The following is a 24590-nucleotide window of genomic DNA, read 5'->3' as shown; positions in this document are numbered from 1 at the left end:
CCGTCACAGATGGCGGTCGAGGAAGGCGATCACCCGCGCCAGCGCCTGGCGCGTGACATCGCCGTCGCCGTGGCGCTCGTACTCGTGCGTCAGCAGCGCATGCGGCGAAAAGCGCAGCAGACGCCAGCGCTCACCCGGCCGCTGGTATGCATGCACCTCGGCCTGCGCGCCGAAGGCCTCGGCCACGCGCTGCAGTCGCTCGCGCGGGCAGGCGCGGTCGGCGCTGAAGTGCTGCAGCAGCAGGTGCTTGCCGTCGCGTCGCGCCACGTCGGCCGCTGCGGCGAGGTCGGCATCGGCCACGTTCAGCTGCGTGCGCCAGGCGGCATCGCGCTCCCAGCCGAGTGCCAGGTAGCGGCCATCCACCGGCATGGCCGGCTGCGAGGCCACGGCGGCCACCACGCCAGGCTCGAGGATCAGCGGGATCACGAAGCTGCCGGTCAGGCACATGCCGATCGCGCCGACGCGCTGGCCGGGACGCGCGGCCACCAGGTCGGCGGCCAGCGCGCGCAGCCAGTCCACCACGGGCGCGGTCACGCCGGCCTGCAGTCGGCCGAACTCCTGGGACACGCACAGCTTGCGGTAGTTGCCCAGCGTGGCGCTGCGCAGCGCCGGGCCGAACAGCCAGGGCAGATGCACCGCGAAGCCGGCGGCCACCAGCCGGTCGGCGAAGGCCACGTTGGGCCCGTCCATGCCCGGCAGCTCGTGCATCAGCAGCACCGGCCGGCCCTGGCCGCGGCTGAACACGGTGTGCCGCAGGCCCGCGGCCTCGAACGGCCGGGCCGTGTAGCCTCGCGCGGCCATGGCCGCCAGGGCGGGGTCAGCGGCCGGATCACGCGTCTGCATCGGGTTCATCTCCACAAGCGGCCACACCAGTATCCCAGCGCGTCGCGCGCAGCGTCCGGGGCTTGACCGACATCAACCGCGCCGCGCGGTCGCACCCGCTAGGCTCGACACTCACACCATGCTCGCCGACCTGTCGCAACGCTTTCAACGTGGCTCGCTGTGGGGCCTGCGCCTGGCGCCGCGCGAGGCGGTGCGGGCGCGCCAGATCGAGCGCCGCTGGCGCTGGCCCACGCTGCTGGTGCTGGCCGGCACCATCCCGGCCTTCTACGCCGAGCTGCTGGACGAGCCCACGCACTGGGTGGCCAAGCTGGCCTATGCGCTGGCCGCGCTGGTCACCGGCGCGGCGCTGGTGCACACCGCCTCCCATGCCGCCCAGCATGGCGAGGGCATCGGCCGGCACCTGCGCGCCAACCCGCTCGACCTGGTGCTGGTGGCCGGGTTGGCCGTCTCGGTGCTGATCCCCGAGAGCAGCCAGTCGCTGCCCGCGCTGCTGGTGCGCCTGGCCGTGGCCTTCATGACGCTGGTGCGCATGGTCTGGAGCATCCAGCACCTGATCACGCGCGGCGGCCTGACCTACATGCTGCTGCTGGCAGCCAGCGTGCTGGGCCTGTGTGGTATCGGCTTCTGGTGGCTGGAGCCCAAGGCGCACACGCTGGCCGACGGCCTGTGGCTGGCCTTCACCACCGCGGCCACCGTGGGCTATGGCGACATCGTGCCATCCACGCCGGCGTCCAAGATCTTCTCGGTGTTCGTGGTGATGCTGGGCTTCGGCGTGGTGTCGCTGGTCACCGCGGCCATCGCCACCAAATGGGTGGAGACCGAGGAGCGCAACATCGAGCACGAGATCCTGCGCGACATGCACCGCCAGATCGACGGCCTGCGGCACGAGATCGCCAGCCTGCGCGATGAACTGGCCGCCTCGCGCGCCGGGCCGGCCCAGCCGCCGGCCGCGCAGGGCGACTGACCCGGACGCGGGCATGCTGCCGCGTCAGCGCGCGGCGCGGCGTCGCGCCAGGCCACCCAGCATCAACAGGCCGGCGCCCATCAGGGCATAGGTCTGGGGCTCGGGCACGGCGGCCAGCAGTTCGGCGCCCACCAGCGTGCGGGTGGTCGTCGACAGGCCCGGAACCACGGTGTACGTGTGGCCGTAGGTCTGCGTGGTCAGCGAAACCCACAGGTTGGTGGGATCGACCAGGGCGCTGGTGTCGTCCACGGCCACGGTGAAGGTCAGCGAGCCGTTGGCCGCCAGCGTGTACGAGGCATATCCGTTGGTCTGGAAATGGGCGCCGTCCGACAGGCTGGTGTTGCTGGTGACGTTGCTCCACGTGCCTGTGGTGTTGAGGTACAGCGACGGCATGGTGGGCGTGGCCAGTGCGCCAAAGCTGCCTGTGGCGGCCAGGTAGCTGCCCCAGGTGGCGATTTGCAGATACAGGGAGACATCGCTGCTGGTGCTGTTGGTGACCGTGAAGCTCAGCGTGGCGGTGGTCGCATCGGCCGTGGTCTTGAAGGTGAGGTTGGCCGCATAGGCGTCGTACAGGGTGCTGTACTGCGTGATGCTGGGCGTCGAGGTGGTCACGTCGTAGACGTAGGCCAGGCCGCTCGACGTGGTGGTCGGCGCCACCTGCACCACCGTCTCGGTGCTGTGCGTGACGGCGACCGCATTGGTCCACCAGTCCGAGTACGAGCGCGTGGCCACGCCGTCGACCTGCAGTTCGCCGACGGTGTCGGCCCCGGTCAGCGAGACCGTGACATCGCTGACACCGCTGGCGGTGATCTGCGTGGCCTGGGCCGTGGCGGCCAGGCCACCGGCCAGCAATGCCGCGCACAGCGGACGGAACAAGGAGGAGGGTTGGCGCATGGTGCAGGGTCCTGGTGAAGCGGAGGAAGGGCAGGGTGTGAGGCCATGCTAGGCACGCGTGCTGCGCCGCACCATCGGCCATCTGGCCACCCGCGAATGGGGGGCTGCCGCAGCCGCCATCGGCGAAGATGCGGCCATGCGCCCCTGCCCTGCCCCTGTCCGTGGCCAGCCGCCGGCCGCGGCACCCGGGCGGGTGGTCGGGTGGGCGGTCGGCGGTCGTGCGTGGGCACTGGCCGCGCTGCTGACGCTGCCGCTGGCCGCCCTGGCCTCGGGTACCGCAGCGGCCGGCCCGGCGGCCGATGGCAGCCTGCGCCTGAACCAGGCCGAGGTGATGGCCCTGGACAGCCCCGGCCCGGGCCACCCCGTCGTGCTGCCGGACGACTGGCACCAGCGGGGCGCGGCGCGCCCCGGTTCGGCGCGCTACCGGCTGACCACCACCTTGCCGGCCACGGCCGCCCCGGGCGCCTGGGCGCTGTGGTCGGCGCAGTGGCCGCTGCACCACCGGCTCACGCTCAATGGCGAGGTGGTCAGCGACACGCTGGACACGCACGAGGGCCTGCAGCCGCGCCCCGGCCCGCGCGCCGTGGCGTGGCCGGCCAGTGCGCAGCGGCCAGGCCGCAGCAACGAGATCGTGCTCGACATGCACAGCGGCCTGCAGGCCGGCCTGGGCGAGCTGTGGGTGGGCCCGCAGGCGGCCATCGAGGCGCGCGCACTCGCGCACCGCCGGCTCACGGTGGAGCTGCCGCGCCTGCTGAACATGCTGGCGGCCGGCAGCTGCCTGTTCATGGGGGTGCTGTGGGCGCGCAAGCGCGACGAGCGGGCGCTGGGCTGGTTTGCGCTGCTGGGCGGCCTGATGTCGCTGCGCAATGCCATGGTGCTCGACCCGGCAGGCCATGCGCCCGTCGGCTGGAGCCTGGTCACCTACCTGGGCGTGGTGGCCATGGCCGCCCTGCTGGGCGGCTTTGCGCAGGCCGTGACGCCGCGGCCACGGCGCTGGTTTCCGCCCCTGCTGGGCGCGGTGTGCCTGTTCAGCGCGCTGAACGGCCTGGTCGCCGGCACCGACCCTGCCGCGCTGGACCAGGCGCGGCGCTGGGGCTATGCGCTGCTGTTCCCGGTGGAGCTGCTGTCGATGGGCCTGATCGTCGGCCACCTGCGCACCTTGCCGCGCGTGCAGGGCCTGGCCGTGGGCGCCACGCTGGCGGCCACGCTGCTGGCCGGCGTGCACGACTGGCTGCTGCACCGGGGCGAGCTGCCGATCACCGGCTTGTTCTGGATGCCCTGGACCGTGCCGGCCATGGTGCTGGCCTTCGGCGCCGTGCTGGCCGCGCGCCTGGTGGCCGCGCTGCGCGCCATGCAGGACAGCCACCGCCGGCTGGAACAGCGCGTGGCCGAGCGCACCGCCGCGCTGGAGGCGGCCAATGCCGCCAAGACCCGCTTCCTGGCCGCCGCCAGCCATGATCTGCGCCAGCCGCTGGTCACCATTGGCCTGCTGCTGGGCGTGCTGCGTGACCAGCTGACCGTGCCGGCCCAGCAGCGCCTGGCCGCGCAGCTGGACGAATCGGTGGGCACGATGGAGGGCCTGCTGCGCGGCCTGCTGGACCTGTCGCGCCTGGAGGCCGGCCGCACCGTGGTCGACTGGCAGCCGGTGGCGCTGGCGCCACTGCTGCGCGCCCTGGTGGATGAGGCCCGCACCCAGGCCGAGCGCCGCGGCCTGCGCCTGCGGCTGCGCGTACCGCCCGGCGCCACGGTGCGCGCCGACGCAGTGCTGCTGGAGCAGATCGTGCGCAACCTGCTGGGCAATGCCCTGCGCTACACCATGCAGGGCGGCGTGCTGCTGGCCGTGCGCCGCCGCGGCACCCAGTGGTGGCTGGCAGTGCACGACACCGGGCCGGGCATCGCGCCCGAGCTGCAGGCCAGCGTGTTCGAGGAATTCGTGCAGGGCGGCAACCCGCACCGCGACCCACAGCAGGGCCTGGGCCTGGGCCTCGCCATCGTGCGCCGCGCCGCCACGCTGATGGGCACCGATGTGACGCTGCGCTCGCAGCCCGGCCGGGGCAGCGGCTTCGGCGTGGCGCTGGCCGCGGCCGACCCCGCCCCCGCCCGCACCACATCGGCTGGCACCACGGCGGCCCCGGCCCTGCCGGCACCGCTGCCGCCCGGCACGCGGGTGTGGGTGGTGGAGGACGATGCCACCGTGCGCCAGGCGCTGACCGAGCGCCTGGCCGCCTGGGGTGCGCAGGTCACGCCACTGGCCCAGGCTGCGGCGGTGTCGCAGGCCCTGACCGGGCTGGCCGCCACGCCCGGCCGCCAGCCACAGCTGCTGATCACCGACCTGCGCCTGCCCGATGCCGACGGCCTGGCCGTGGCGCGCGCGGTGGCCGCCGCCTGCGGCGCGCTGCCTACGCTGCTGATCACCGGCAACACCGCCCCGGCCGAACTGGACCGTCTGAGCGACAGCGGCCTGGCCGTGCTGCACAAGCCCTTCCGCGACGCGGCGCTGCGCGAGGCGCTGGCCGCGCTGACATCGCACCCGCCAGCGATGCGCCCGGCGGGCTGAGGCTCAGGCCCCGGCAGGCAGCAGGCCCAGCCGTGCCGCCGCCAGCACGGCCTGGGTGCGCGATGACACACCCAGGCGCCGGTACACGGCCTCGAGGTGCGTCTTCACCGAGGATTCGGACAGGTCCAGCGTGCGGCAGATCAGCTTGTTGGGCTTGCCCTCGACCAGCAGGCGCAGCACGTCCAGCTGGCGTGGGGTCAGCACCACCGGGTCGTCCACCGGTGCGCTGCGGGCCACCACCGCCGGGGGCAGGGCCAGGCCGCCCTCGATCAGCAGGCCCAGCGCACGCTCCAGACGCGCCAGGTCGGCGGTCTTGGGCACGAAGCCGCAGGCACCGGCCTCGATGGCGGCGGTCACCGTCTCGGGCCGGTCGTCGGCCGACAGCACCACCAGCCGCACCTGCGGCGCGCGGGCATGCAGGGCCTGCACGGCCTGCAGGCCGACGGCATCGGGCAGGCCCAGGTCCAGCAGCAGCAGCGCGTCGTCGGGCAGCGGCGCGGCCAGCGGCAGCGCCTCGGCCAGCGTGCCCGCCTGGTGCACCGTCACGCCGGGGTGGCGGGTGCCCAGCAACAGCGCCAGGGCCTGGCGCAGCAAGGTGTGATCGTCAACGAGCAGCACATCCATGCGCCCTGATTCTGGCAGCGGACTTGTCAGACCTTGTTGCTGCCGCGTTGCCGATCGGGCGGGGGCGTTGCGGTTCCTTTGCCCGCCCTGTTCGGCCGGCGCCTACAGCGCCAGGCGATGCGACTGCAGCGCGAGCAGGCCGTCGAAGATCAGCGAGTCCACCAGCTCATGCGCCTGCTCGATGTAGGGCGCCACCTTCCAGCCGGCGCCGCCGGTCATCAGCAGCAGCGGCGTCTGGCCGCTGTGCAGCGCCAGGTGGCGGTGCATGCGCTCGATGGCGCCGGTGATGGCATAGGTGCCGCCACTGGTCAGCGCGTCGCTGGTGTTGGTGGGGAAGTCGCGCACCTCGCCGGTGGGCACCCGCAGGCCCGCGGTGCCGCCTTCCAGCGAGCGCAGCATGATGCCGTGGCCCGGCAGGATCAGGCCACCGAGGAACTTGCCGTCCACGTCCAGCGCATCCACCGTGACGGCCGTGCCCACCATGACCACGATCACCGGGCGCGCGGGGCCGCGGGCCAGCACATGCTGGCGCGCGCCGATCAGCGCCACGAAACGGTCGGCGCCCAGGCGGCCGGGGTGGTCGTAGCCGTTCACGATGCCACCGGCCTGCGCGCTGGAGACGACCCAGCGCGGCTCGATGTCCCACAGCTCCAGCTGCTCCTCGACGCGGCGGCGCACCGCGTCGCCGGCCACGTTGCAGCCCAGCACCGAGCCCGGCACCGGCAGCTCGCGCCACTGGTCGTCGGCCAGCGTGTCGATGTGCTCGAGGAACACCACGCCATGCGAGAGCACGGCCGCCCCCGGCTGGGGCGCCGCGTACAGCGACCATTTCAGTCGCGTGTTGCCGATGTCGATCGCGAAAAAGCTCATAAGCCGGGACAACGCCCCAAGGCGGGGCACGGGCTGCATGACAGGGAGCGCGCAGCGTAACAGGCCCGGCCCACCCCGCCGCCGCGCGGGCGACAGCGGCCGCGGCCGGCGTGGTGCAGGGGCCACGCCAGCAGGCAGCGCACTCGGCCAGCGCACTGTGCCGGCGCATCCGGCCAGACGCACCAGACCAGGGCTGCGGCACGCCGCTGGCGGCTGGCACCGGCCTTGCATACAAGGCTCATCGACCAGCCGCGTGCACCACACCACGGCATGACCCGCACCGACCCTTCGCCCATCGCCGCCAGCCGCCCCGACCAGATCGCCGACCGCATCGTCGACGCCATCCTGGCCGGCCGCCTGGCCCCCGGCCAGCGCCTGGGCGAGCAGGACCTGGCGGCGCTGTTCGGCGTCAGCCGCACGCTGGTGCGCGAGGCGCTGGCGCGGCTGTCGGCGCGCGGCATGGTCACGGTGAATGCGCGGCGCGGCTGGTATGTGGTGCAGCCCTCGCTGGCCGAGGCGCGCGAGGCCTTCGGCGCCCGCGTGGCCATCGAGACCGGCCTGCTGCGCACGCTGGACGGCCCGCCCTCGCCCGCCGCCGTGCAGCGCCTGAAGGCCCATGTGGCGCAGGAGCAGGCCGCCATCCACGACGGCGAGCCGGGCCAGCGCAGCTGGCTGCTGGGCGACTTCCATGTCTGCCTGGCCGACTGCCTGGGCAATGCGCTGCTGGCCGACATCCTGCGCGACCTGACCGCGCGCACCACGCTGATCGCCACGCTGTACCAGAGCACCCATGCCGCCGGCACCAGCTGCGCCGAGCATGGCGAGATCGTCGCCGCGCTGGAGGCCGGCGACATCGCGCTGGCCGTGCAGCGCCTGCAGGCGCACATCGGCAGCGTGGCCGAGCACCTCGACCGCGCCGTGCGCCCGCCCGAGGACGACCCGCTGGCGCCGCTGCGCGCCGCACTCGGCCCGCTGGCCATCACCGCGCAATCGCCGGCCGCACAGGCCGGCACCGCCACGCGCCGCCGGCCGCGGCGCGCCCTGTTCACCCCGCTGGTCGGCGGCGATGCCGCGCCCGCGACCCTTCCCTCGTCAACCAAGGATTGAGCCCATGTCCGCCCTGCCCCGCCGCACCCTGCTGTCCACCCTCGGCCTGGCCGCACTGGCCCTGGCCACCAGCGCCCAGGCGCAGAACGCGCTGGACGAGATCCTGGCCAAGAAGCAGATCACCATCGCCATCCCCACCGACTACCCGCCCTATGGCTACGTGGGCACCGACCTGAAGCCGCAGGGCCTGGACATCGACATGGCCAATCTGATCGCCGCCAAGCTGGGCGTGAAGGTGGAGCTGGTGCCGGTGGTCAGCGCCAACCGCATCCCCTACCTGCAGACCAGGAAGGCCGACCTGGTGATCTCCACGCTGGGCAAGAACGCCGAGCGCGAGAAGGTGATCGACTTCACCGCCGCCTACTCGCCCTTCTACCAGGCGGTGTTCGCGCCCAAGACGCTGACCGTCAAGGGCCCGGCCGACCTGGTGGGCAAGACCGTGGCCGTGACCCGTGGCGCGATGGAGGACCAGGAGCTGAGCAAGGTGGCCCCGGCCGGCGTGGACGTGCGCCGCTTCGAGGACAACAACGCCACCGTCTCGGCCTTCGTGGCCGGCCAGGTGCAGGCGATTGCCACCGGCGCCTCGGTGGCCGGCAACATGATGGCTCGCAACCCCAACCTGGGCGCCGAGTACAAGTTCGTGCTGAAGGACTCGCCCAACTTCATCGGCGTGGCCAAGGGCGAGGACAAGCTGCGCGCCAAGGTCAACGAGATCATCGCGGCGGCCAAGGCGGCCGGCGACCTCGACAAGATGGCCCAGAAGTGGCTCGGCCGCCCCGCCGGCGATCTGCCGAACTGATGGCCCACCCCCGAAGCGGCCAAGGCCGCTCCCCCTCAAGGGGGCGCCGCCAGTGGCCCGGCAAAGCCGGTTCCACGGCGGCCGCTGGGTTCTGACTCCCGCCTGCGAAGGGCTGTTCGCTCATGATTCAAATGGACTTTGGCGCGGTGCTGGCCGAATGGCCGGCGCTGCTGCGCGGGGCGGGCGTGACGCTGGCGTTGACCGCCACGGCCGCGCTGCTGGGCGGGGCGCTGGGCACGGCCTGTGGCTGGGCGCGTGCGTCCGGGCCGCGGGCGCTGGCGCGCGCGGTGGCGGTGTACGTGGAGCTGATCCGCAACACGCCCTTCATCGTGCAGCTGTTCTTCGTGTTCTTCGGCCTGCCCGGCCTGGGCCTGCGGCTGTCGCCCGAGGCCGCGTCGGTGATCGCCATGGTGCTGAACCTGGGCGCCTACGTGGCCGAGATCGTGCGTGCCGGGCTGGAGAGCACGCCCAAGGGCCAGATCGAGGCCGGCCGCAGCCTGGCACTCAGCGAGTGGCAGCTGTTCAGCCGCGTGGTGCTGCCACCGGCACTCGGCCGCGTGTGGCCGGCGCTGGTGGGGCAGATCGTCATAGTGATGCTGGGCTCGGCGGTGTGCGGCCAGATCTCCACGCCCGACCTGAGCTTTGCCGCCAACCTGATCCAGAGCCGCAACTTCCGCGCCTTCGAGGCCTTCATCGTGGCCACCGCGATGTACCTGGTGCTGGCCATCGCGGTGCGCCGGCTGCTGGAGTGGGCCGGCCCGCGCTGGGTGTTCGGCCACCTGCCGCCCGCCGGCCGATAACCCCCAGGAGACGCGAACACCATGGTCGACTTCACCTTGTGGGACATGCTGCGCAACCTGCTGCTGGCCGCGCGCTGGACGGTGGCGCTGTCGCTGATCGCCTTCATTGGCGGCGGCCTGGTGGGCGCGCTGCTGCTGTGGTCGCGGCTGGCGCGCTGGCCCGGCGCCGAGCGCGCGGTGCGCGCCTGGGTGCAGCTGTTCCAGGGCACGCCGCTGCTGATGCAGCTGTTCCTGGCCTACTTCGGGCTGGCGCTGCTGGGCCTGAATGTCTCGGCCTGGGTGGCCGCCGGCCTGGCGCTGACGCTGTACGCCAGCGCCTACCTCACCGAGATCTGGCGCGGCTGCGTGGCCGCCATCCCGCGCGGCCAGTGGGAGGCCGCCGACAGCCTGGGCCTGAGCTTCGCCGAGACGCTGCGCCATGTGGTCGGCCCGCAGGCGTTGCGCATCGCCGTGGCGCCCACGGTGGGCTTCGCGGTGCAGGTCATCAAGGGCACGGCGCTGGCCTCGGTGATCGGCTTCATCGAGCTCACCAAGGCCGGCACCATGATCACCAATGCCACCTTCCGGCCCTTCACCGTGTATGCGCTGGTGGCGCTGATGTACTTCGCGCTGTGCTGGCCGATCTCGGCCGCCAGCCGCCGCCTCGAACGAAAGCTCCGACATGCCCACTGAGATCACCCCGAGCGACGCCATCGTCCACATCCAGGGCCTGCGCAAGCGCTACGGCACGAACGAGGTGCTCAAGGGCATCGACCTGGCCGTGCCGCGCGGCGAGGTGGTGGCCATCATCGGCAAGAGCGGCTCGGGCAAGAGCACGCTGCTGCGCTGCATCAACGGGCTGGAGGAGTTCCAGGACGGCAGCCTCAGCGTCGACGGCCAGCCGCTCAAGCATGGCGATGCAGCCGCGATGCGCGCACTGCGCCAGCACGTGGGCATGATCTTCCAGAGCTTCAACCTGTTTCCGCACCTCAGCGTGGGCCGCAACGTGATGCTGGCGCCGGCCCTGGTGAAGCAGCAGGCCAAGGCCGAGGGCGAGGCCCAGGCGCGCGCGCTGCTGGCCCGCGTGGGCCTGGCCGACAAGTTCGACGCCTGGCCCGACCAGCTGTCGGGCGGGCAGCAGCAGCGCGTGGCCATCGCCCGCGCGCTGGCCATGGGCCCTGCCGTGCTGCTGTGCGACGAGATCACCAGCGCACTCGACCCCGAGCTGGTGGGCGAGGTGCTGCGCGTGGTGGAGCAGCTGGCCGCCGAGGGCATGACGCTGCTGATGGTGACGCACGAGATGGCCTTCGCGCGCAAGGTGGCCGACCGGGTGGTGTTCATGCACGCCGGGCGCATCCACGAGATGGGGCCGCCCGAGGCGCTGTTCGGCGCGCCGCAGACGCCCGAGCTGCGGCAGTTCCTGTCGGCGCTGCACATGGCGCCGGCCACGGCATGAGGCTTGCTGCGACATCCGGCACACGCCACGCACCCCTCAGGCCCCGGACAAACCCGGCCCATGCCCTTTGTCGCATGGGTTTCACGGGCGGGCAGCGATAATTCGCCATGTCGACTCCCACACTCATCGTCACCCAGAGCTTCACCGATGCCGACGCCGCCCTGGCCCACGCCAGGACGATCTATGACAGCGGCATCGCCCACCTGCGCCAGAGCCTGCAGGAATTCGTCGCCGGCAAGGACCCCGGCCAGCGCGTGCGGGCCTGCTACCCCTTCGTGCGGGTGCGCACCGACCGCTCCACCCGCACCGACTCGCGCCTGAGCTACGGTTTCGTCGCCGGCCCTGGCACCTACGAGACCACGCTCACCCGGCCCGACCTGTTCGCCAGCTACTACCGCGAGCAGTTCGCGCTGCTGCTGCAGAACCACGGCGGGCCGCTGGAAGTGGGCATGAGCAAGCAGCCCATCCCGATCCACTTCTCGTTCGCCCAGCACGACCACGTGGAAGGCAACATGACGGCCGAGCGCCGCGCGCTGATGCGCGACGTGTTCGACCTGCCCGACCTGGCGGCCATGGACGACGGCATCGCCAACGGCACGTATGAGCCCGGTCCGCGCGACCCACTGCCGCTGGCGCTGTTCACCGCCCCGCGCGTGGACTACTCGCTGCAGCGCCTGCGCCACTACACCGGCACCGCGCCCGAGCACTTCCAGAACTTCGTGCTGTTCACGAACTACCAGTTCTACATTGACGAGTTCGTGCGCCTGGGCCACGAGATGATGGCCAAGGCCCCCGGCGAGGGCGGCCTGCTGGGCGACTGGCCCAAGCACGCGGCCGACAGCGACGGCTACGTGGCCTTCGTCGAGCCCGGCAACGTGGTCACGCGCCGCACCGGCCAGCCGGCGCAGCCCGAAGACGCTTTCGGCGCCCCGCCGCCGCGCCTGCCGCAGATGCCGGCCTACCACCTGGTGCGGCCCGACAACTCGGGCATCACCATGGTCAACATCGGCGTGGGCCCGGCGAATGCCAAGAACATCTCCGACCACATCGCCGTGCTGCGCCCGCATGCGTGGCTGATGCTGGGCCACTGCGCCGGCCTGCGCAACACGCAGGAGCTGGGCGACTACGTGCTGGCCCACGGCTATGTGCGTGAAGACCATGTGCTCGATGAAGAACTGCCGCTGTGGGTGCCCATCCCCGCACTGGCCGAGATCCAGCTGGCGCTCGAGAAGGCGGTGGCCAACGTCACGCAGCTCGAAGGCTTCGAGCTGAAGAAGATCCTGCGCACCGGCACCGTGGCCAGCACCGACAACCGCAACTGGGAACTGCTGCCACACCCGGGCCCCGAGCGCCGCTTCAGCCAGAGCCGCGCGGTGGCGCTGGACATGGAAAGCGCCACCATCGCGGCCAACGGCTTCCGCTTCCGCGTGCCCTACGGCACGCTGCTGTGCGTCAGCGACAAGCCGCTGCACGGCGAGATCAAGCTGCCGGGCATGGCCAACGCCTTCTACCGCGAGCGGGTGGATCAGCACCTGCGCATCGGCATGCGGGCGATCGAGATCCTGCGCCGCCAGCGGCTCGATCAGTTGCACAGCCGCAAGCTGCGCAGCTTTGCCGAGGTGGCGTTCCAGTGACGGCCACGCCGCGCTGAAACGATAAAGGCCGCGCAGTGCGCGGCCTTTTGCATGGGGCGGTTGAGCCGGAAATCAGCGGCGGCGACGCGCGGCCACGCCTACCAGACCCAGGCCGGCCAGCAGCAGCGCGGTGCTGGCGGGCTCGGGCACGGCGCTCACGGTGGCTGTGATCGCCAGGCCCGGGTTGATGTTGTTGTTCCACTCGTAGGCGTCCATCGTGCCCAGGAACAGGCGCGTGGCGCCCACCGGCACCCGGAACGATTGCACCGTGCCACCGCCAGTACCGGTGAGGCCATCGCCGATGAAGAACACCTGCTGCAGGGCCGGGGCCAGCGTGGTGAAGTCAGTGCCCAGCGCATCGGTGCCGGCCGCACCAAAGTTCAGCGCAGCGGGCGCAGTTCCGAGGTTCGGCGCCTGGGCGCCCAGAAACACGCCGACCAACGCATCGAGCCGGGCGTTGACGATGCCCGAGATGCCATTCTCGGCATCGAACGAATACAGCGAATTGCTGCCATCGGGCCCTCCACCCCAGCAGCCGCCCCCGCAATTGCCCACCTGGCCCGACACCTGGGTGAACTGCATCCAGGTGCCTGCCACCAGGCTGAGTCCAGTCACCTCCAGTGGAGACTGCGCCGGGGCGGTGTCGTAGACGCTGGGATTGCCCGGCTGCACGCCAGCCACGCTGCCAACAGGCATTCCCGCCAGCTTGGGGTTGGCCAGACCGGTTACCGATACCGTCACATCGGCGGCGTGCACCGTGCTCGCTGACGCCAGCACCAGCATGATCGTTGCCAGGGCTTGTTGAACGGGCTTGTGCATGGCTTGTCCTCCTGCTCACGAAACAGACGACAAGTATCTGCACTTACGGCATCAGCGGCGACAGGGTGGCCCCACCAGCCCCCCGTGAATCAGGCCCCCGGCCGGCCGCGAAGTTGTCAGCAGATGTCACCGCCGGCAGGCCGCGTACGCATCCAGTCCCGCCTGGTAGGCCTGCGTCTGCACCGCCGCCAGCCCCAGCATCGAATGGAACAGGTGGTCATGGCTCAGCGGCGTGCCGGCGCGGCCGGCCAGGCAGGCCGCGTCCAGCTTCTGGCGTGCCGCGAAGGCCGGGCTCAGCCAGGTCAGCCAGGGCACGTGCTTCTGCACCTGCGGCGCCACGGCATAGGGCAGGCCGTGCAGGTACAGGCCGTTCTCGCCCAGCGATTCGCCGTGGTCAGCCAGGTAGACCATGGCGGTGTCGTGGCGGGCCGACTGCTGCTTCAGCCACACGATGACGCCGGCCAGCACATGGTCGGTGGTGGCGATGGTGTTGTCGTAGGCGTTCCACAGCTGCTCGCGGCTGCAGTCCTGCAGCGTGGCGCTGGTGCACTCGGGCAGGAAGCGCTTGAGCGCCGGCGGCGAGCGCTTGAAGTAGGCCGGCCCGTGGCTGCCCATCTGGTGCATCACCAGCACCGTGCCGCGGGCGCGCCGCTCGGCCGGCAAGGCGGCCAGGCGCGCGTCCAGGCCGTGCAGCAGCGCGGTGTCGAAGCATTCGCCGTCGGGGGCGCAGGTGCCGGCCGGGTACGGCGGCACGCCGGCCGGCAGCGGATCGGCCGTGTTGGCGTTGGGCACGCGGTCGCACACGCCCTTGCAGCCGGCCTGGTTGTCCAGCCACAGCACGGCCAGACCGGCGCGCTGCAGCACGTCCAGCAGGGTTTCGTGGCGCAGCGGGCTGGCCTCGAAGCCCTCGCGGCCCAGGTGCGAGAACATGCAGGGCACCGAGGCCGCGGTGCTGGTGCCGCAGGACATCACCTGCCTGAAGCTCAGCACCGAGCCCTCGCGCGCCAGCTCGGGCGTGGTGTCGCGCGTGTAGCCGTTCAGGCCGAAGTTGCCGGCGCGGCCGGTCTCGCCCAGCACCAGCACGATCAGCGGCGGCTTGCCGCCGGCCGGCGCGGGCGCCAGGTGCGCGTCCTCGGCCACCGGGTGCAGGCGCGTGTCGCGCTTTCGCAGCGGCTCGGTGGCCACCCAGCCGCCGGAGTACAGCGTGGTCAGCGGGTTGATCAGGTAGCGCACATGCTTGTGGTTGCGCATCGCCGACGACAGCGGCTGGAAGCTGGCCATCACCGCGCCCACCAGCAGCAGCAGCGCGGCCAGCAGCAGCACCGCGTTGTGCAGCGCCCGCCGCGGCCAGTGCCGGTAGTGCAGCGGGGCCCGCCACACCAGCAGCGCCGGTAGGCCACCGGCCAGCGCCAGCACCAGCAGGAAGCGCAGGCCGATCAGGTCGCCGGCCTCGCGCGGATCGGTCTGCGCCACGTTGACCATCATCGTGGGGTCGATGACGATGCGGTAGGTGTGCATGAAGTAGCCGCTGGCCGCCCCGATCAGCAGCAGCGCGATGGCCGTGCCCTTGAGCGTGAAGCGCCAGGCCAGCAGGCTTTGCAGCGCCATCAGCGCGGCGGCGATCACCAGCATCAGGCCAGCGCCCAGCAGCCAGCCGCCACGCCCCTGCAGCATGCCCAGGCGGCCCAGCTCCAGCCACAGCGGCAGGTTGCCCACGCTGGCCAGCCACAGGCTGGTGGCCAGCATCAGGCCGACCGGGCGGCGGAAGAACGAGCGCAGGGAATGGGCGGTCATGCGTCGGGCAGGGAAGGCGGCAGCGTCAACCCGCCAGTGTCGCCGACCCGGATGAGGGCAAGCTGAAGGCGGGCCGCCGGCCCCGCAACGGGGGCCGGCCGGCGGCGGCCGCGGTGCCGGGTCAGCGGCCCAGGGCCTTGTACAGCGTCACGCGGCTGGTCTGCTCGGCCAGGCCGGCCTGTAGCCAGGCCTGCTCGGCGGCGTACAGGCTGCGCTGCGCCTCCAGCTGCTCCAGCACGCTGGCGGCGCCCTGGGCGGCCTTCAGGTCGGTCAGCCGCGCGGTCTCGCGGGCGGCGTCGCGCTGCTGGGCCAGGGCAGCCAGCTGCTCGCGCCAGGTGCTCAGGGCCACCAGCGCGTCGGCCGTCTCGCGGAAGGCCGACTGCACCGCGCGCTCGTACTGCGCCAGCGCGATGCGCTCGGCCGCGTCGGCCTGGGCGATGGCCGACTGGCGGCGGCCGCCGTCGTAGATGCTGAGCACGGCATTGGCCGCCAGCGTGTAGGCGAAGTGGCCGCCCTCGAACAGACCCGACAGCTGCGCCGAGGCCTGGCCCGCCTGGCCGGTGAGGGTGATGCTGGGCCACAGCGCGGCGCGTGCGGCGCCCAGGTTGGCGCGCGCCGCCAGCAGCTGCTGCTCGGCCTGCACCACGTCGGGCCGCTGCAGCAGCACCGCCGACGGCAGGCCCACCGGCACCTCGGCCAGCGGGCTGCTGCCGGCCGGGGCGGCCAGCAGATCGGCCGGCACCGGTGCGCCGACCAGCAGCACCAGCGCGTTCTCGTCCTGCGCACGCTGGCGCTGCCACTGGGCCAGCGTGGCGCGGGCCTGGGCGACCAGCGCCTGCTGCGCCTGCAGCTCCAGCATCGAGGCCGCACCCACCTTCTCGCGCAGCACGGTCAGGCGCAACGTCTCGTCGCGCGTGGCCAGCGTGCGCCGGGCCAGCGTCAGCTGCGCGTCGTCGTGGCGCAGCGTCAGGCCCGTGGCCAGCACCTGGCTGACCAGCGCCAGCTCGGCCGCGCGCTGGCCGGCGCGCGTGGCCAGCAGGCTGGCGCGGGCCGCGTCGTCCAGCTGGCGCAGGCGGCCGAACAGATCCAGCTCCCAGCTGGCCAGCTGCACGCCGGCGGTGAAGGTGTTGACCTGCTTGCCCTGCGTGTTGGGCGCGCGCTGCGCCCCAACGCCCACGCCGATGGCGGGCAGCTTGTTGGCCTCGCTGCCGGCCAGCGCGGCCTGCGCCCGCTCGACGTTCAGCAGCGCCACGCGCAGGTCGCGGTTGTTGGCCAGGGCCAGTTCGGCCAGGCGCTGCAAGGCAGGGTCGGTGGCCAGCGCATGCCAGTCGGCCAGCGTGCCGGGCTGGCCGCTGTCGGGCAGGCTGCCCAGCGGCAGCACGGCGGGAATGCCGGGCTGGGCATCGGCCGGGGCACGCGCCGGGCCGCTGGCGCAGCCGGCCAGCAGCGCCAGCACCGCGGCCACGCCCACGCCGCTGCGGCGGATCGGTGAAGACAGGTTCATGGCGGATCGGGACATCAGGGGCTGCGCGCGGCTCATGCCTGGCCTCCCTCGGTGGTGCCGGTGGTGCCGGTGGTGCCGGCAGCCGGCAGCGCATGGTGCGGCACCGGCGACGGCGGCAGCGGCGCCGAGATCGGCGTGCCGTGCGGCGCCGGGTGGCGCGCCGGCAGCAGCTTGCGCACCACCACGTAGAACACCGGCACCAGGAACACGGCCAGCACGGTGGCGGCGATCATGCCGCCCATCACGCCGGTACCGATGGCGCGCTGGCTGTTGGCGCCGGCGCCGGTGGCCAGGGCCAGCGGCAGCACGCCCAGGATGAAGGCCAGCGAGGTCATCACGATCGGGCGGAAGCGCAGGTGACAGGCCTCCAGCGTGGCCTGCAGCAGGCCCTTGCCTTCGGCCTGCAGGTCCTTGGCGAACTCGACGATCAGGATGGCGTTCTTCGCACTCAGGCCGATCACGGTGATCAGGCCGACCTTGAAGTACACGTCGTTGGGCATGTCGCGCAGCAGCACGCCCAGCAGCGCACCCAGCACGCCCAGCGGCACCACCAGCAGCACGGCCACCGGGATGCTCCAGCTCTCGTACAGCGCGGCCAGGCACAGGAACACCGCCAGCATCGAGAAGGCCAGCAGGATGGTGGCCTGCGAGCCCGACAGCTTCTCCTCGTAGGACTGGCCGGTCCATTCGAAGCCGAAGCCGGCCGGCAGCTGCTTGGCCAGGCGTTCCATCTCGGCCATGGCCTCGCCGGTGGAGCGGCCCGCGGCCGCGTCACCCGCCAGCTTCATGGCCGGGTAGCCGTTGTAGCGCACGGTCTGCATCGGGCCGGTCACCCAGCGCGTGGTGGCGAAGCTCGACACCGGCACCAGCTGGCCGCGGCTGTTCATGACCTGCAGCTTCAGCACGTCTTCCGGCACCATGCGCGCGGCCGGCTCGGCCTGCACGATCACGCGCTGCAGACGGCCCTTGGCCGGGAAGTCATTGACATAGGCCGAGCCGAGAGCGATCGACAGCAGGCTGTTGATCGAATCGAAGCTCACGCCCTGGGCATAGGCCCGCTCGCGGTCGATGTCGACCTGCAGCTGCGGCGCGTCTTCCAGGCCATCGGGCCGCATGCCGGTGATCACCTTGCTCTGGCTGGCCATGCCCAGCAGCTGGTTGCGCGCGGCCAGCAGCGCCTCGTGGCCATGGCCGGAACGGTCCTGCAGGCGGAAGTTGAAGCCGGTGGCCGTGCCCAGCTCGGGGATGGGCGGCGGGCTCAGCGGGAACACGAAGGCATCGCGGATGCCCATCATGGCGCCGAAGGCACGGCCGGCCAGCGCCTGGGCGGTGTGGTCCTTGCCCTTGCGCTCGTCCCAGCTCTTCAGCGGCACGAACACCAGGCCGGCGTTCTGGCCCTGGCCCGAGAAGCTGAAGCCGATCACGGCCACCACCTGGTCGACCTCGGGCTGCTTCATGAAGAAGCCTTCCACCTGCTGCATCACGGCCTGTGTGCGCTCGACGGTGGCGCCCGGCGGCAGCTGCACGTTGACGATCAGGTAGCCCTGGTCTTCATTGGGCAGGAAGCTCGACGGCAGGCGCTGGTACATCCAGGCCACGGCGGCCACGATCAGGCCGAACACGATCATCCAGCGGCCGGCCTTGGCGATGATGCGGGCCACCAGACCCTCATAGCCCTTGGCGGTGCGTGAGAAGCCACGGTTGAACAGGCCGAAGAAGCCCTTGCGGTCGTGGTGCGCACTCACCGGCTTGAGGAAGGTGGCGCACAGCGCGGGGGTGAGCGTCAGCGCCAGGAAGGCCGAGAACAGGATGGACGCGGCCATGGCCAGCGAGAACTGGCGGTAGATGGCGCCCACCGCGCCGCCGAAGAAGGCCATCGGCAGGAACACCGACACCAGCACCACGGTGATGCCGATCACCGCACCGGTGATCTGGCCCATGGCCTTGCGCGTGGCCTCGCGGGGGCTCAAGCCCTCCTCGGCCATCAGGCGCTCGACGTTCTCGACCACCACGATCGCGTCGTCGACCAGGATGCCGATGGCCAGCACCATGCCGAACAGCGTGAGCACGTTGATCGAGAAGCCCGCCAGCAGCAGCATGCCGAAGGTGCCCAGCAGCGCCACCGGCACCACGATCGTCGGGATCAGCGTGTAGCGGATGTTCTGCAGGAACAGCAGCATCACGATGAACACCAGCACCATGGCCTCGACCAGGGTCTCGATCACCTGCTCGATCGAGATGCGCACGAACTTCGAGCTGTCGTAGGGGATGGCGTAGTCCATGCCCGGCGGGAAGAAGGGCTTGAGCTCCTTCATGCGCGCGCGCACGGCCTCGGCCGTGGCCAGCGCATTGCCGCTGGGCGAGAGCTGGATGCCCACGCCGGCCGACGGCTGGCCGTTCAGGCGCGAGTAGCTGCCGTAGCCCTGGCCGCCCAGCTCGACGCGCGCCACGTCCTTCAGGCGCACGGTGGAGCCGTCGGTGTTGGCGCGCAGCACGATGTTGCCGAAGGCGCGCGCATCGGCCAGCTGGCCGTTGACCACGATGGTGGCGCTCATCGGCTGGCCCGGCACGGCCGGCTGGTCACCCAGCGTGCCGCCCGGCACTTGCAGGTTCTGCGCCTGGATGCCGGCCACCACGGTGGCCGGCGTCATGCCGAAGGACACCAGCTTGGCCGGCTCCACCCAGATGCGCATGGCGCGCTCGGTGCCGAACAGCTGCGCCGTGCCCACGCCCGCAATGCGCTGCAGCTCGGGCTGGATGTTGCGCGCGGCGTAGTCGCCGATGCTCACCGGGTCGTCGTTCGGGTTGCTGGAGGTCAGCGACACGAACATCAGGAAGTTGAAGCGCGCCTTGTCGATGCGCACGCCCTGCTGCACCACCGAGGCCGGCAGGCGCGAGGTGGCGCGGCTGACGCGGTTCTGGATCTCGACCTGCGCCAGGTCGATGTTGGTGCCGGTGCCGAAGGTCACGGCGATCGAGCCGACGCCGTTGGCCTGGGCGGTCGACTCCATGTAGATCATGCCGGGCGCGCCGTTGAGCTCCTGCTCCAGCACGGACAGCACGCTGTCCTCCAGCACCTTGGCCGAGGCGCCGGGGTAGACCACCTGCACCTGCAGCGCCGGCGGCGCCACCGACGGGTACTGCGCCACCGGCAGCTTGGTGATGGCCGCGGCGCCCAGCACCGCGATGAACAAGGCGATCACCCACGCGAAGATGGGCCGATCGATGAAGTATTTCGAGAACATGGTGTGTGCAGCCCTCGACGATCAGCGGCTGGCGGCCGAGGCGGCAGCAGGCGCAGCACCCGAGGCCGGCGCGGCGGCGGCAGCCGGTGCACCACCGGCCTTCGGCGCACCGGGCGTCCACGGCACCGGCGTCACCGGTGCGCCGGGCACGAACATCTTCTGGAAGCCGTCGACGATGACCTTCTCGCCGGCCTTCAGGCCGTCGGTCACCACCCAGTCGGGGCCCATCGCGCCAGCGATCTTGATCGGGCGCTTGACCGGCTTGTTGCCCTCGCCCACCACCAGCACGGTGTCGCCGGCGGTCTCGCGGGTGACGGCCTGCTGCGGCAGGCGGATGGCCTGCTCGTTGACGGCCTGGGTGATGCGCACCTTGACGAACAGACCCGGCAGCAGCACACCGCTCGGGTTGGGCAGTTCGGCGCGCAGGCTCACCTGGCCGGTGCTGGGGTCCACCGTGGGATCAGCGAACAGCAACTTGCCCGCCAGCGGGTACTCGCTGCCGTCTTCCAGCACCACGCGCACCTCGGCAGCCGCCCCGCCGGCGGCGCGCTTGAGCTGGCCGCCATCGAACGCCCGGCGCAGGCGCAGCGCATCGGCGGCCGACTGCGTGAAGTTGACGTACAGCGGGTGCGTCTGCTGCACCACGGCCAGCGCGGTGGCGTCGGTGGGGCCGACGAGTGCGCCCTCGCTCACCTGGGCGCGGCCGATGCGGCCGGCGATCGGCGACTTGATGGCCGTGTAGTCGAGGTTGACCTTGGCCGCCTGCACGGCGGCCTTGGCGGCAGCCACATCGGCCACGGCGGCCTTGGCCGTGGTCTGCGTGGCCAGCCATTCCTGCGCGCTGATGGCCTTGTTCTCGGCCAGCGGGCGGTTGCGCTCGAGCTGGGCATTGGCCTGGGCCAACGCGGCCTCGGCGCGGGCCTGCGTGGCCTCGGCACTGGCCAGGGCGGCGCGGAAGGCGTCGGCATCCAGTGTGAACAGCGGCGCGTTGGCGACCACCACCGCGCCTTCGGTGAACTGGCGCTTCTGCACGATGCCGGCCACGCGGGCGCGCACCTGGGCCACGCGCCAGGCCTCCAGGCGGCCGGGCAGCTCGGTCGGCAGGGCCACGGCGCCGGGTTGCACTGTCACCACCCCCACCTGCGGCGGCGGCATGCCACCACCCCCCGGCCCGCCGGCGCCGGCCTTGGCGCCGTCACCGCCGCCGCAGCCGGCCAGGGTCAGCACGGTGGCAGCGGCCAGCGCCAGCGCGCTGACGGTGGGAAACACGGAAACAGAGCAGGAGCGGTGCAGCGGCATGGCAGGTCGTGCGCGGGAAAGGTCTGCAAAACGCGGGGACCGCCGGATCACGGCGGCGCCCCACTACGGGGAGGCATGGGCGGGTGCGGCGGTGCCCGCGCCAGTGGCGCCGGGCCTCGCGCACCGCGGTGCACGAGTTCACGCCGAACGGCTGATCGGGATCAACCCCCACGACGAATCGTGGCTTGGGGATTCGACGACATCTTACATACAATCGCGAATGTATGTTGCGGGTTTGAAAGCCCTTGCAGTCTCGCGGGGCCTTTGGCCCACTGTCACGCTGACCCACCGACACCACGACCATGCGCCGCACCAAGGAAGAAGCCCAGGCCACGCGCGAGCAGCTGCTCGATGCGGCCGAGCGCCTGTTCCTCGAGCGCGGCCTGGCCGCCACCTCGCTGCAGGACATCGCCCGCGCCGCCGGCGTCACGCGCGGCGCGGTGTACTGGCATTTCGCCGACAAGGTGGCGCTGGCCGAGGCGCTGTTCGAGCGCGTGGACCTGCCGATGGAGCAGGTGATGGCCCAGGCCGAGCGCGACCTGGCGGCCGACCCGCTGGCGCAGCTGCGCAACCTGGCCGGCTCGGCCATCCGGCTGATCCGCGACGATGCGCCGGCGCGCCGGGCCTTCACCATCATCCTGCACAGCGGCCCGTTCATCGGCGAGCTGGCGCCGCTGGCCCAGCGCCACGACGAATCGCTGAGCGACTGCACCAGCCGCATGGAGCGCCTGTTCGCCGCCGCCATGGCCGCCGGCCAGCTGCGCCGCGACATCACGCCGCGCCAGGCCGTCACGGCGCTGTTCGGCCTGGTGGACGGGCTGCTGCGCCTGTGCACGCTGAACGAGGCCGCCATCGCCCGCTGCGACGAAGCCGAGCGCGCCATCGCGCTGCTGTTCGACGGCCTGCTGCCCCAGGCGGCGGGCCACGGCACGCGGGTTTGATCCAGCCCAAGACCGGCGCGCCCAGGCTTGCGCGCCGGCGCCGTCAGGCATAGGCTGCAAGTCCCCCAAGCCACACGACGCCCGGCCGCCTCCCGGCCGGTGCTGGGCGCCAAGGCCGTTCCGACCGGGCTCATGCCAGCCTTGAGGAGAACCGCCATGCCAAGCCCACACACTGCCGGCGCCGTGCCGGTGCAGGCCATCCGCACCCTGGCCCTGGTCGGGCCCGCCGCCGCCGGCAAGACCACCCTGGCCGAACAGCTGCTGCTGGCCAGCGGCGCCATCGCCAGCGCCGGCAGCCTGGAACGCGGCAGCACGGTGAGCGACTTCGACCCGATCGAGCGCCGCCTGCAGCATTCGCTCAACGCCACGGTGATGCACACGCGCTGGCGCGACAGCCGCATCCACTTCATCGATACGCCCGGGGCGGCCGATTTCGTCGGCCAGAGCCTGCCGCCGATCGAGGCGGTGGAAACCGCCGCGGTGGTGATCAGCGCCGTCAACGGCATCGAGCCGATGGCCATGCGCATGATGCAGTACGCCGCCGACCGTGGCCTCGACCGCCTGATCATCGTGAACAAGATCGACGCGCAGGGCGTCGACCTGCCCGGCCTGCTGGCGCAGATCCAGGCCGCCTTCGGCAAGGTGTGCCTGCCACTGAACCTGCCCGACGCCGGGGGCACGAAGGTGGTGGACTGCTTTTTCGCCCGCGACGGCCACAGCGACTTCGGCAGCGTGGCCGACGCCCACCGCGCGCTGGTGGAGCAGGTGGTGGAGGTGGATGCCGCGTTCGTCGAGCGCTATCTCAACGACGGCGACATCGACGCCACCGAGCTGCACGCACCGCTGGAGCAGGCGCTGCGCGAAGGCCACCTGATCCCGGTGTGCTTCGTCTCGGCGCGCACCGGCGCCGGCGTGAAGGAGCTGCTGGACGTCATCGACCGCCTGCTGCCCAACCCCACCGAGGGCAACCCGCCCGATTTCCTGAACGGCGAGGGCGAGGCCGCGGTGCGCATGCACGCCACGCCCGACCCCACCGCGCATGTGCTGGCCCATGTGTTCAAGGTCACGGTCGATCCCTACGTGGGCAAGCTGGGCGTGATGCGCGTGCACCAGGGCACCATCACCCCCGGTACGCTGCTGTACGTGGGCGACGGCCGCAAGCCCTTCAAGGTGCAGCACCTGTACCTGCTGCAGGGCAAGGACCATGTGGAGGTGGCCAGCGCCGGACCCGGCGACATCGTGGCCGTGGCCAAGGTGGACGAACTGCACTATGACGCCGTGCTGCACGACGCGGCCGAGGACGACCACATCCACCTGGCACCACTGGCCCTGCCGCGACCGGTGCACGGCCTGGCCATCGCGCCCAAACGGCGCGGTGACGAACAGCGCATGTGGGAGATACTGGCCAAGCTGATCGACGAAGACCCCTGCCTGCGCGTGGAGCAGGACGCCAGCACGCACGAGAGCGTGGTCTACGGCCTGGGCGAGTTGCACCTGCGCATCCTGCTCGAGCGGCTGCGCGAGGTGCACCGCTTCGAGGTCGACACGCAGCCGCCGCGCATCGCCTACCGCGAGACCATCACCGCCAGCGCAGAGGGCCATTACCGCCACAAGAAGCAGACCGGCGGCGCCGGCCAGTTCGGCGAGGTGTACCTGCGCGTCGAGCCGCTGCCGCGCGGCGGTGGCTTCGAGTTCGTGGATGCGGTCAAGGGCGGCACCATCCCGGGCCAGTTCATGCCGGCGGTGGAAAAAGGCATCCGCGAGGTGCTGGCCGGCGGCGCCATTTCGGGCCACCCGGTGGTGGATGTGCGCGTGGTGGTCTACGACGGCAAGCACCACAGCGTGGACAGCAAGGAGATCGCCTTCGTCACCGCCGCGCGCCAGGCCTTCCTGGGCGCGGTGCGCGAGGCGCGACCGGTGGTGCTGGAGCCCATCGTCGACGTGGAGATCCAGGCGCCCACACCGGCGATCGGCGACATCACCGGCGATCTGTCGTCGCGCCGGGGCCAGGTGGGCGGCACCGAGTCGGGTGTGGCCGGGCAGTCGCTGGTGCGCGGCCAGGTGCCGCTGGCCGAACTGGCCAGCTACCAGAACCGATTGAACGCGATGACCAGCGGCCAGGGCCGCTACACGCTGGCGATGTCGCACTACGACCTGGCGCCTCCGCCCGTGCAGCAGCAGCTGATGGCCGCCTGGCGACCGACCGAGAACGACTGACCGCCGCCGCTGGCCCCAGCCGCTGACCAGGGCGGCGACGGGCGCGGCCGAGCGGCCCGGTCGCACGCGGGGCGGGCCCCTCGGCCGCCCCGCGCCACCTCGTGTCACCAGGGCCGCCCTTCCCGGCGGGGCGGCGCTGTTGCGCTGATCCGACGCGCGCTTTGATGCCGCGCAAGCTTCTGTATTGCGAATCACTCGCATTTGCACTAGCATGAGCTTGTCGCCGATCTCTTGCTGCACTGCG

The 24590-nt window shown here is 71.9% G+C and carries 19 protein-coding genes; 10 read left to right on the top strand and 9 right to left on the bottom strand.

Translation table 11 applies throughout. From position 1 onward, the window contains the following. Positions 1-3 precede the first annotated feature (3 nt). Complete coding sequence (locus tag AACH10_RS05545) at positions 4-843, bottom strand: dienelactone hydrolase family protein (RefSeq protein ID WP_341409374.1); 840 nt, start codon at positions 841-843, stop codon at positions 4-6. Positions 844-961: 118 nt separating this feature from the next. Between AACH10_RS05545 and AACH10_RS05540 the strand changes: the two genes are divergently transcribed. Continuing rightward, complete coding sequence (locus AACH10_RS05540) at positions 962-1807, top strand: potassium channel family protein (protein WP_341409373.1); 846 nt, start codon at positions 962-964, stop codon at positions 1805-1807. 24 nt (positions 1808-1831) lie between these two features. Here AACH10_RS05540 and AACH10_RS05535 read toward each other — a convergent pair whose 3' ends face one another. Further along, on the bottom strand, positions 1832-2701 hold the full coding sequence (locus AACH10_RS05535; RefSeq protein WP_341409372.1) for a PEP-CTERM sorting domain-containing protein: 870 nt from the start codon (positions 2699-2701) through the stop codon (positions 1832-1834). 58 nt (positions 2702-2759) lie between these two features. On the opposite strand from AACH10_RS05535, the gene AACH10_RS05530 reads away from it, so the two are divergent. Next, positions 2760-5258, top strand: a complete 2499-nt coding sequence (locus tag AACH10_RS05530) for an ATP-binding response regulator (RefSeq protein ID WP_341409371.1) — start codon at positions 2760-2762, stop codon at positions 5256-5258. Between the two features lie 3 nt (positions 5259-5261). Here AACH10_RS05530 and AACH10_RS05525 read toward each other — a convergent pair whose 3' ends face one another. Further along, entirely contained in the window at positions 5262-5882 is a 621-nt protein-coding gene (locus AACH10_RS05525; RefSeq protein WP_341409370.1) for a response regulator transcription factor, read from the bottom strand. A 102-nt stretch (positions 5883-5984) separates the two neighbouring features. Continuing rightward, positions 5985-6752 carry a type III pantothenate kinase gene (locus tag AACH10_RS05520; protein ID WP_341409369.1) on the bottom strand — a complete coding sequence of 256 codons (768 nt, stop codon included), beginning with the start codon at positions 6750-6752 and terminating at the stop codon, positions 5985-5987. A 270-nt stretch (positions 6753-7022) separates the two neighbouring features. On the opposite strand from AACH10_RS05520, the gene AACH10_RS05515 reads away from it, so the two are divergent. The 6 genes from AACH10_RS05515 (at position 7023) to AACH10_RS05490 (ending at position 12527) form a co-directional block, all read left to right on the top strand. Continuing rightward, entirely contained in the window at positions 7023-7859 is an 837-nt protein-coding gene (locus AACH10_RS05515; RefSeq protein ID WP_341409368.1) for a GntR family transcriptional regulator, read from the top strand. Positions 7860-7863: 4 nt separating this feature from the next. Further along, positions 7864-8658, top strand: a complete 795-nt coding sequence (locus AACH10_RS05510) for a transporter substrate-binding domain-containing protein (protein WP_341409367.1) — start codon at positions 7864-7866, stop codon at positions 8656-8658. Positions 8659-8780: 122 nt separating this feature from the next. After that, a complete protein-coding gene (locus AACH10_RS05505; RefSeq protein WP_341409366.1) occupies positions 8781-9458 on the top strand; it encodes an amino acid ABC transporter permease in 678 nt (225 codons plus the stop codon). Between the two features lie 21 nt (positions 9459-9479). Further along, complete coding sequence (locus AACH10_RS05500) at positions 9480-10130, top strand: amino acid ABC transporter permease (RefSeq protein WP_341409365.1); 651 nt, start codon at positions 9480-9482, stop codon at positions 10128-10130. After that, positions 10120-10893 (top strand): amino acid ABC transporter ATP-binding protein, encoded by a 774-nt coding sequence (locus tag AACH10_RS05495; protein ID WP_341409364.1) that lies wholly within the window; start codon positions 10120-10122, stop codon positions 10891-10893. The genes AACH10_RS05500 and AACH10_RS05495 overlap by 11 nt, the downstream gene beginning before the upstream one ends. 107 nt (positions 10894-11000) lie before the next feature. Further along, the gene (locus tag AACH10_RS05490; RefSeq protein ID WP_341409363.1) at positions 11001-12527 is read left to right on the top strand and encodes an AMP nucleosidase; all 1527 of its coding nucleotides are present in this window, start codon (positions 11001-11003) and stop codon (positions 12525-12527) included. Positions 12528-12599: 72 nt separating this feature from the next. On the opposite strand, the gene AACH10_RS05485 is transcribed toward AACH10_RS05490, so the two are convergent. The 5 genes from AACH10_RS05485 to AACH10_RS05465 all read right to left on the bottom strand — a co-directional run bounded on the left by AACH10_RS05485 (position 12600) and on the right by AACH10_RS05465 (position 21188). Next, positions 12600-13346: a PEP-CTERM sorting domain-containing protein gene (locus tag AACH10_RS05485; protein ID WP_341409362.1), complete on the bottom strand. Its 747-nt coding sequence runs from the start codon at positions 13344-13346 to the stop codon at positions 12600-12602. Between the two features lie 126 nt (positions 13347-13472). Further along, a complete protein-coding gene (locus AACH10_RS05480) occupies positions 13473-15140 on the bottom strand; it encodes a phosphoethanolamine transferase (protein WP_341409361.1) in 1668 nt (555 codons plus the stop codon). A 121-nt stretch (positions 15141-15261) separates the two neighbouring features. Further along, complete coding sequence (locus AACH10_RS05475; RefSeq protein ID WP_341409360.1) at positions 15262-16644, bottom strand: efflux transporter outer membrane subunit; 1383 nt, start codon at positions 16642-16644, stop codon at positions 15262-15264. Between the two features lie 32 nt (positions 16645-16676). Continuing rightward, the gene (locus AACH10_RS05470) at positions 16677-19889 is read right to left on the bottom strand and encodes an efflux RND transporter permease subunit (protein ID WP_341409359.1); all 3213 of its coding nucleotides are present in this window, start codon (positions 19887-19889) and stop codon (positions 16677-16679) included. Between the two features lie 21 nt (positions 19890-19910). Continuing rightward, positions 19911-21188, bottom strand: coding sequence for an efflux RND transporter periplasmic adaptor subunit (locus tag AACH10_RS05465; RefSeq protein ID WP_341409358.1), 1278 nt, complete (start codon positions 21186-21188; stop codon positions 19911-19913). A gap of 302 nt (positions 21189-21490) precedes the next feature. Here AACH10_RS05465 and AACH10_RS05460 point away from each other — a divergent pair, with 302 nt between their 5' ends. Both AACH10_RS05460 and fusA read left to right on the top strand, forming a co-directional pair. Further along, positions 21491-22129 carry a TetR family transcriptional regulator gene (locus AACH10_RS05460; RefSeq protein ID WP_341409357.1) on the top strand — a complete coding sequence of 213 codons (639 nt, stop codon included), beginning with the start codon at positions 21491-21493 and terminating at the stop codon, positions 22127-22129. A 156-nt stretch (positions 22130-22285) separates the two neighbouring features. Next, the gene (gene fusA / locus AACH10_RS05455) at positions 22286-24346 is read left to right on the top strand and encodes an elongation factor G (RefSeq protein ID WP_341409356.1); all 2061 of its coding nucleotides are present in this window, start codon (positions 22286-22288) and stop codon (positions 24344-24346) included. Positions 24347-24590 lie beyond the last annotated feature (244 nt).

The sequence above is a fragment of the Pseudaquabacterium inlustre genome (assembly GCF_038066595.1).
In the GTDB taxonomy this organism is placed as follows: Bacteria; Pseudomonadota; Gammaproteobacteria; order Burkholderiales; family Burkholderiaceae_C; genus Pseudaquabacterium; species Pseudaquabacterium inlustre.
This window is presented reverse-complemented; position numbering and strand designations above follow the sequence as displayed.

What these genes read in the sequence shown, in the direction of transcription:
- AACH10_RS05545 (WP_341409374.1), bottom strand. Translation starts at nt 843, where the DNA reads ATGCAGACGCGTGATCCGGCCGCTGACCCCGCCCTGGCGGCCATGGCC.
- AACH10_RS05540 (WP_341409373.1), top strand. Translation starts at nt 962, where the DNA reads ATGCTCGCCGACCTGTCGCAACGCTTTCAACGTGGCTCGCTGTGGGGC.
- AACH10_RS05535 (WP_341409372.1), bottom strand. Translation starts at nt 2,701, where the DNA reads ATGCGCCAACCCTCCTCCTTGTTCCGTCCGCTGTGCGCGGCATTGCTG.
- AACH10_RS05525 (WP_341409370.1), bottom strand. Translation starts at nt 5,882, where the DNA reads ATGGATGTGCTGCTCGTTGACGATCACACCTTGCTGCGCCAGGCCCTG.
- AACH10_RS05520 (WP_341409369.1), bottom strand. Translation starts at nt 6,752, where the DNA reads ATGAGCTTTTTCGCGATCGACATCGGCAACACGCGACTGAAATGGTCG.
- AACH10_RS05515 (WP_341409368.1), top strand. Translation starts at nt 7,023, where the DNA reads ATGACCCGCACCGACCCTTCGCCCATCGCCGCCAGCCGCCCCGACCAG.
- AACH10_RS05510 (WP_341409367.1), top strand. Translation starts at nt 7,864, where the DNA reads ATGTCCGCCCTGCCCCGCCGCACCCTGCTGTCCACCCTCGGCCTGGCC.
- AACH10_RS05505 (WP_341409366.1), top strand. Translation starts at nt 8,781, where the DNA reads ATGATTCAAATGGACTTTGGCGCGGTGCTGGCCGAATGGCCGGCGCTG.
- AACH10_RS05500 (WP_341409365.1), top strand. Translation starts at nt 9,480, where the DNA reads ATGGTCGACTTCACCTTGTGGGACATGCTGCGCAACCTGCTGCTGGCC.
- AACH10_RS05495 (WP_341409364.1), top strand. Translation starts at nt 10,120, where the DNA reads ATGCCCACTGAGATCACCCCGAGCGACGCCATCGTCCACATCCAGGGC.
- AACH10_RS05490 (WP_341409363.1), top strand. Translation starts at nt 11,001, where the DNA reads ATGTCGACTCCCACACTCATCGTCACCCAGAGCTTCACCGATGCCGAC.
- AACH10_RS05485 (WP_341409362.1), bottom strand. Translation starts at nt 13,346, where the DNA reads ATGCACAAGCCCGTTCAACAAGCCCTGGCAACGATCATGCTGGTGCTG.
- AACH10_RS05480 (WP_341409361.1), bottom strand. Translation starts at nt 15,140, where the DNA reads ATGACCGCCCATTCCCTGCGCTCGTTCTTCCGCCGCCCGGTCGGCCTG.
- AACH10_RS05475 (WP_341409360.1), bottom strand. Translation starts at nt 16,644, where the DNA reads ATGAACCTGTCTTCACCGATCCGCCGCAGCGGCGTGGGCGTGGCCGCG.
- AACH10_RS05470 (WP_341409359.1), bottom strand. Translation starts at nt 19,889, where the DNA reads ATGTTCTCGAAATACTTCATCGATCGGCCCATCTTCGCGTGGGTGATC.
- AACH10_RS05465 (WP_341409358.1), bottom strand. Translation starts at nt 21,188, where the DNA reads ATGCCGCTGCACCGCTCCTGCTCTGTTTCCGTGTTTCCCACCGTCAGC.
- AACH10_RS05460 (WP_341409357.1), top strand. Translation starts at nt 21,491, where the DNA reads ATGCGCCGCACCAAGGAAGAAGCCCAGGCCACGCGCGAGCAGCTGCTC.
- fusA (WP_341409356.1), top strand. Translation starts at nt 22,286, where the DNA reads ATGCCAAGCCCACACACTGCCGGCGCCGTGCCGGTGCAGGCCATCCGC.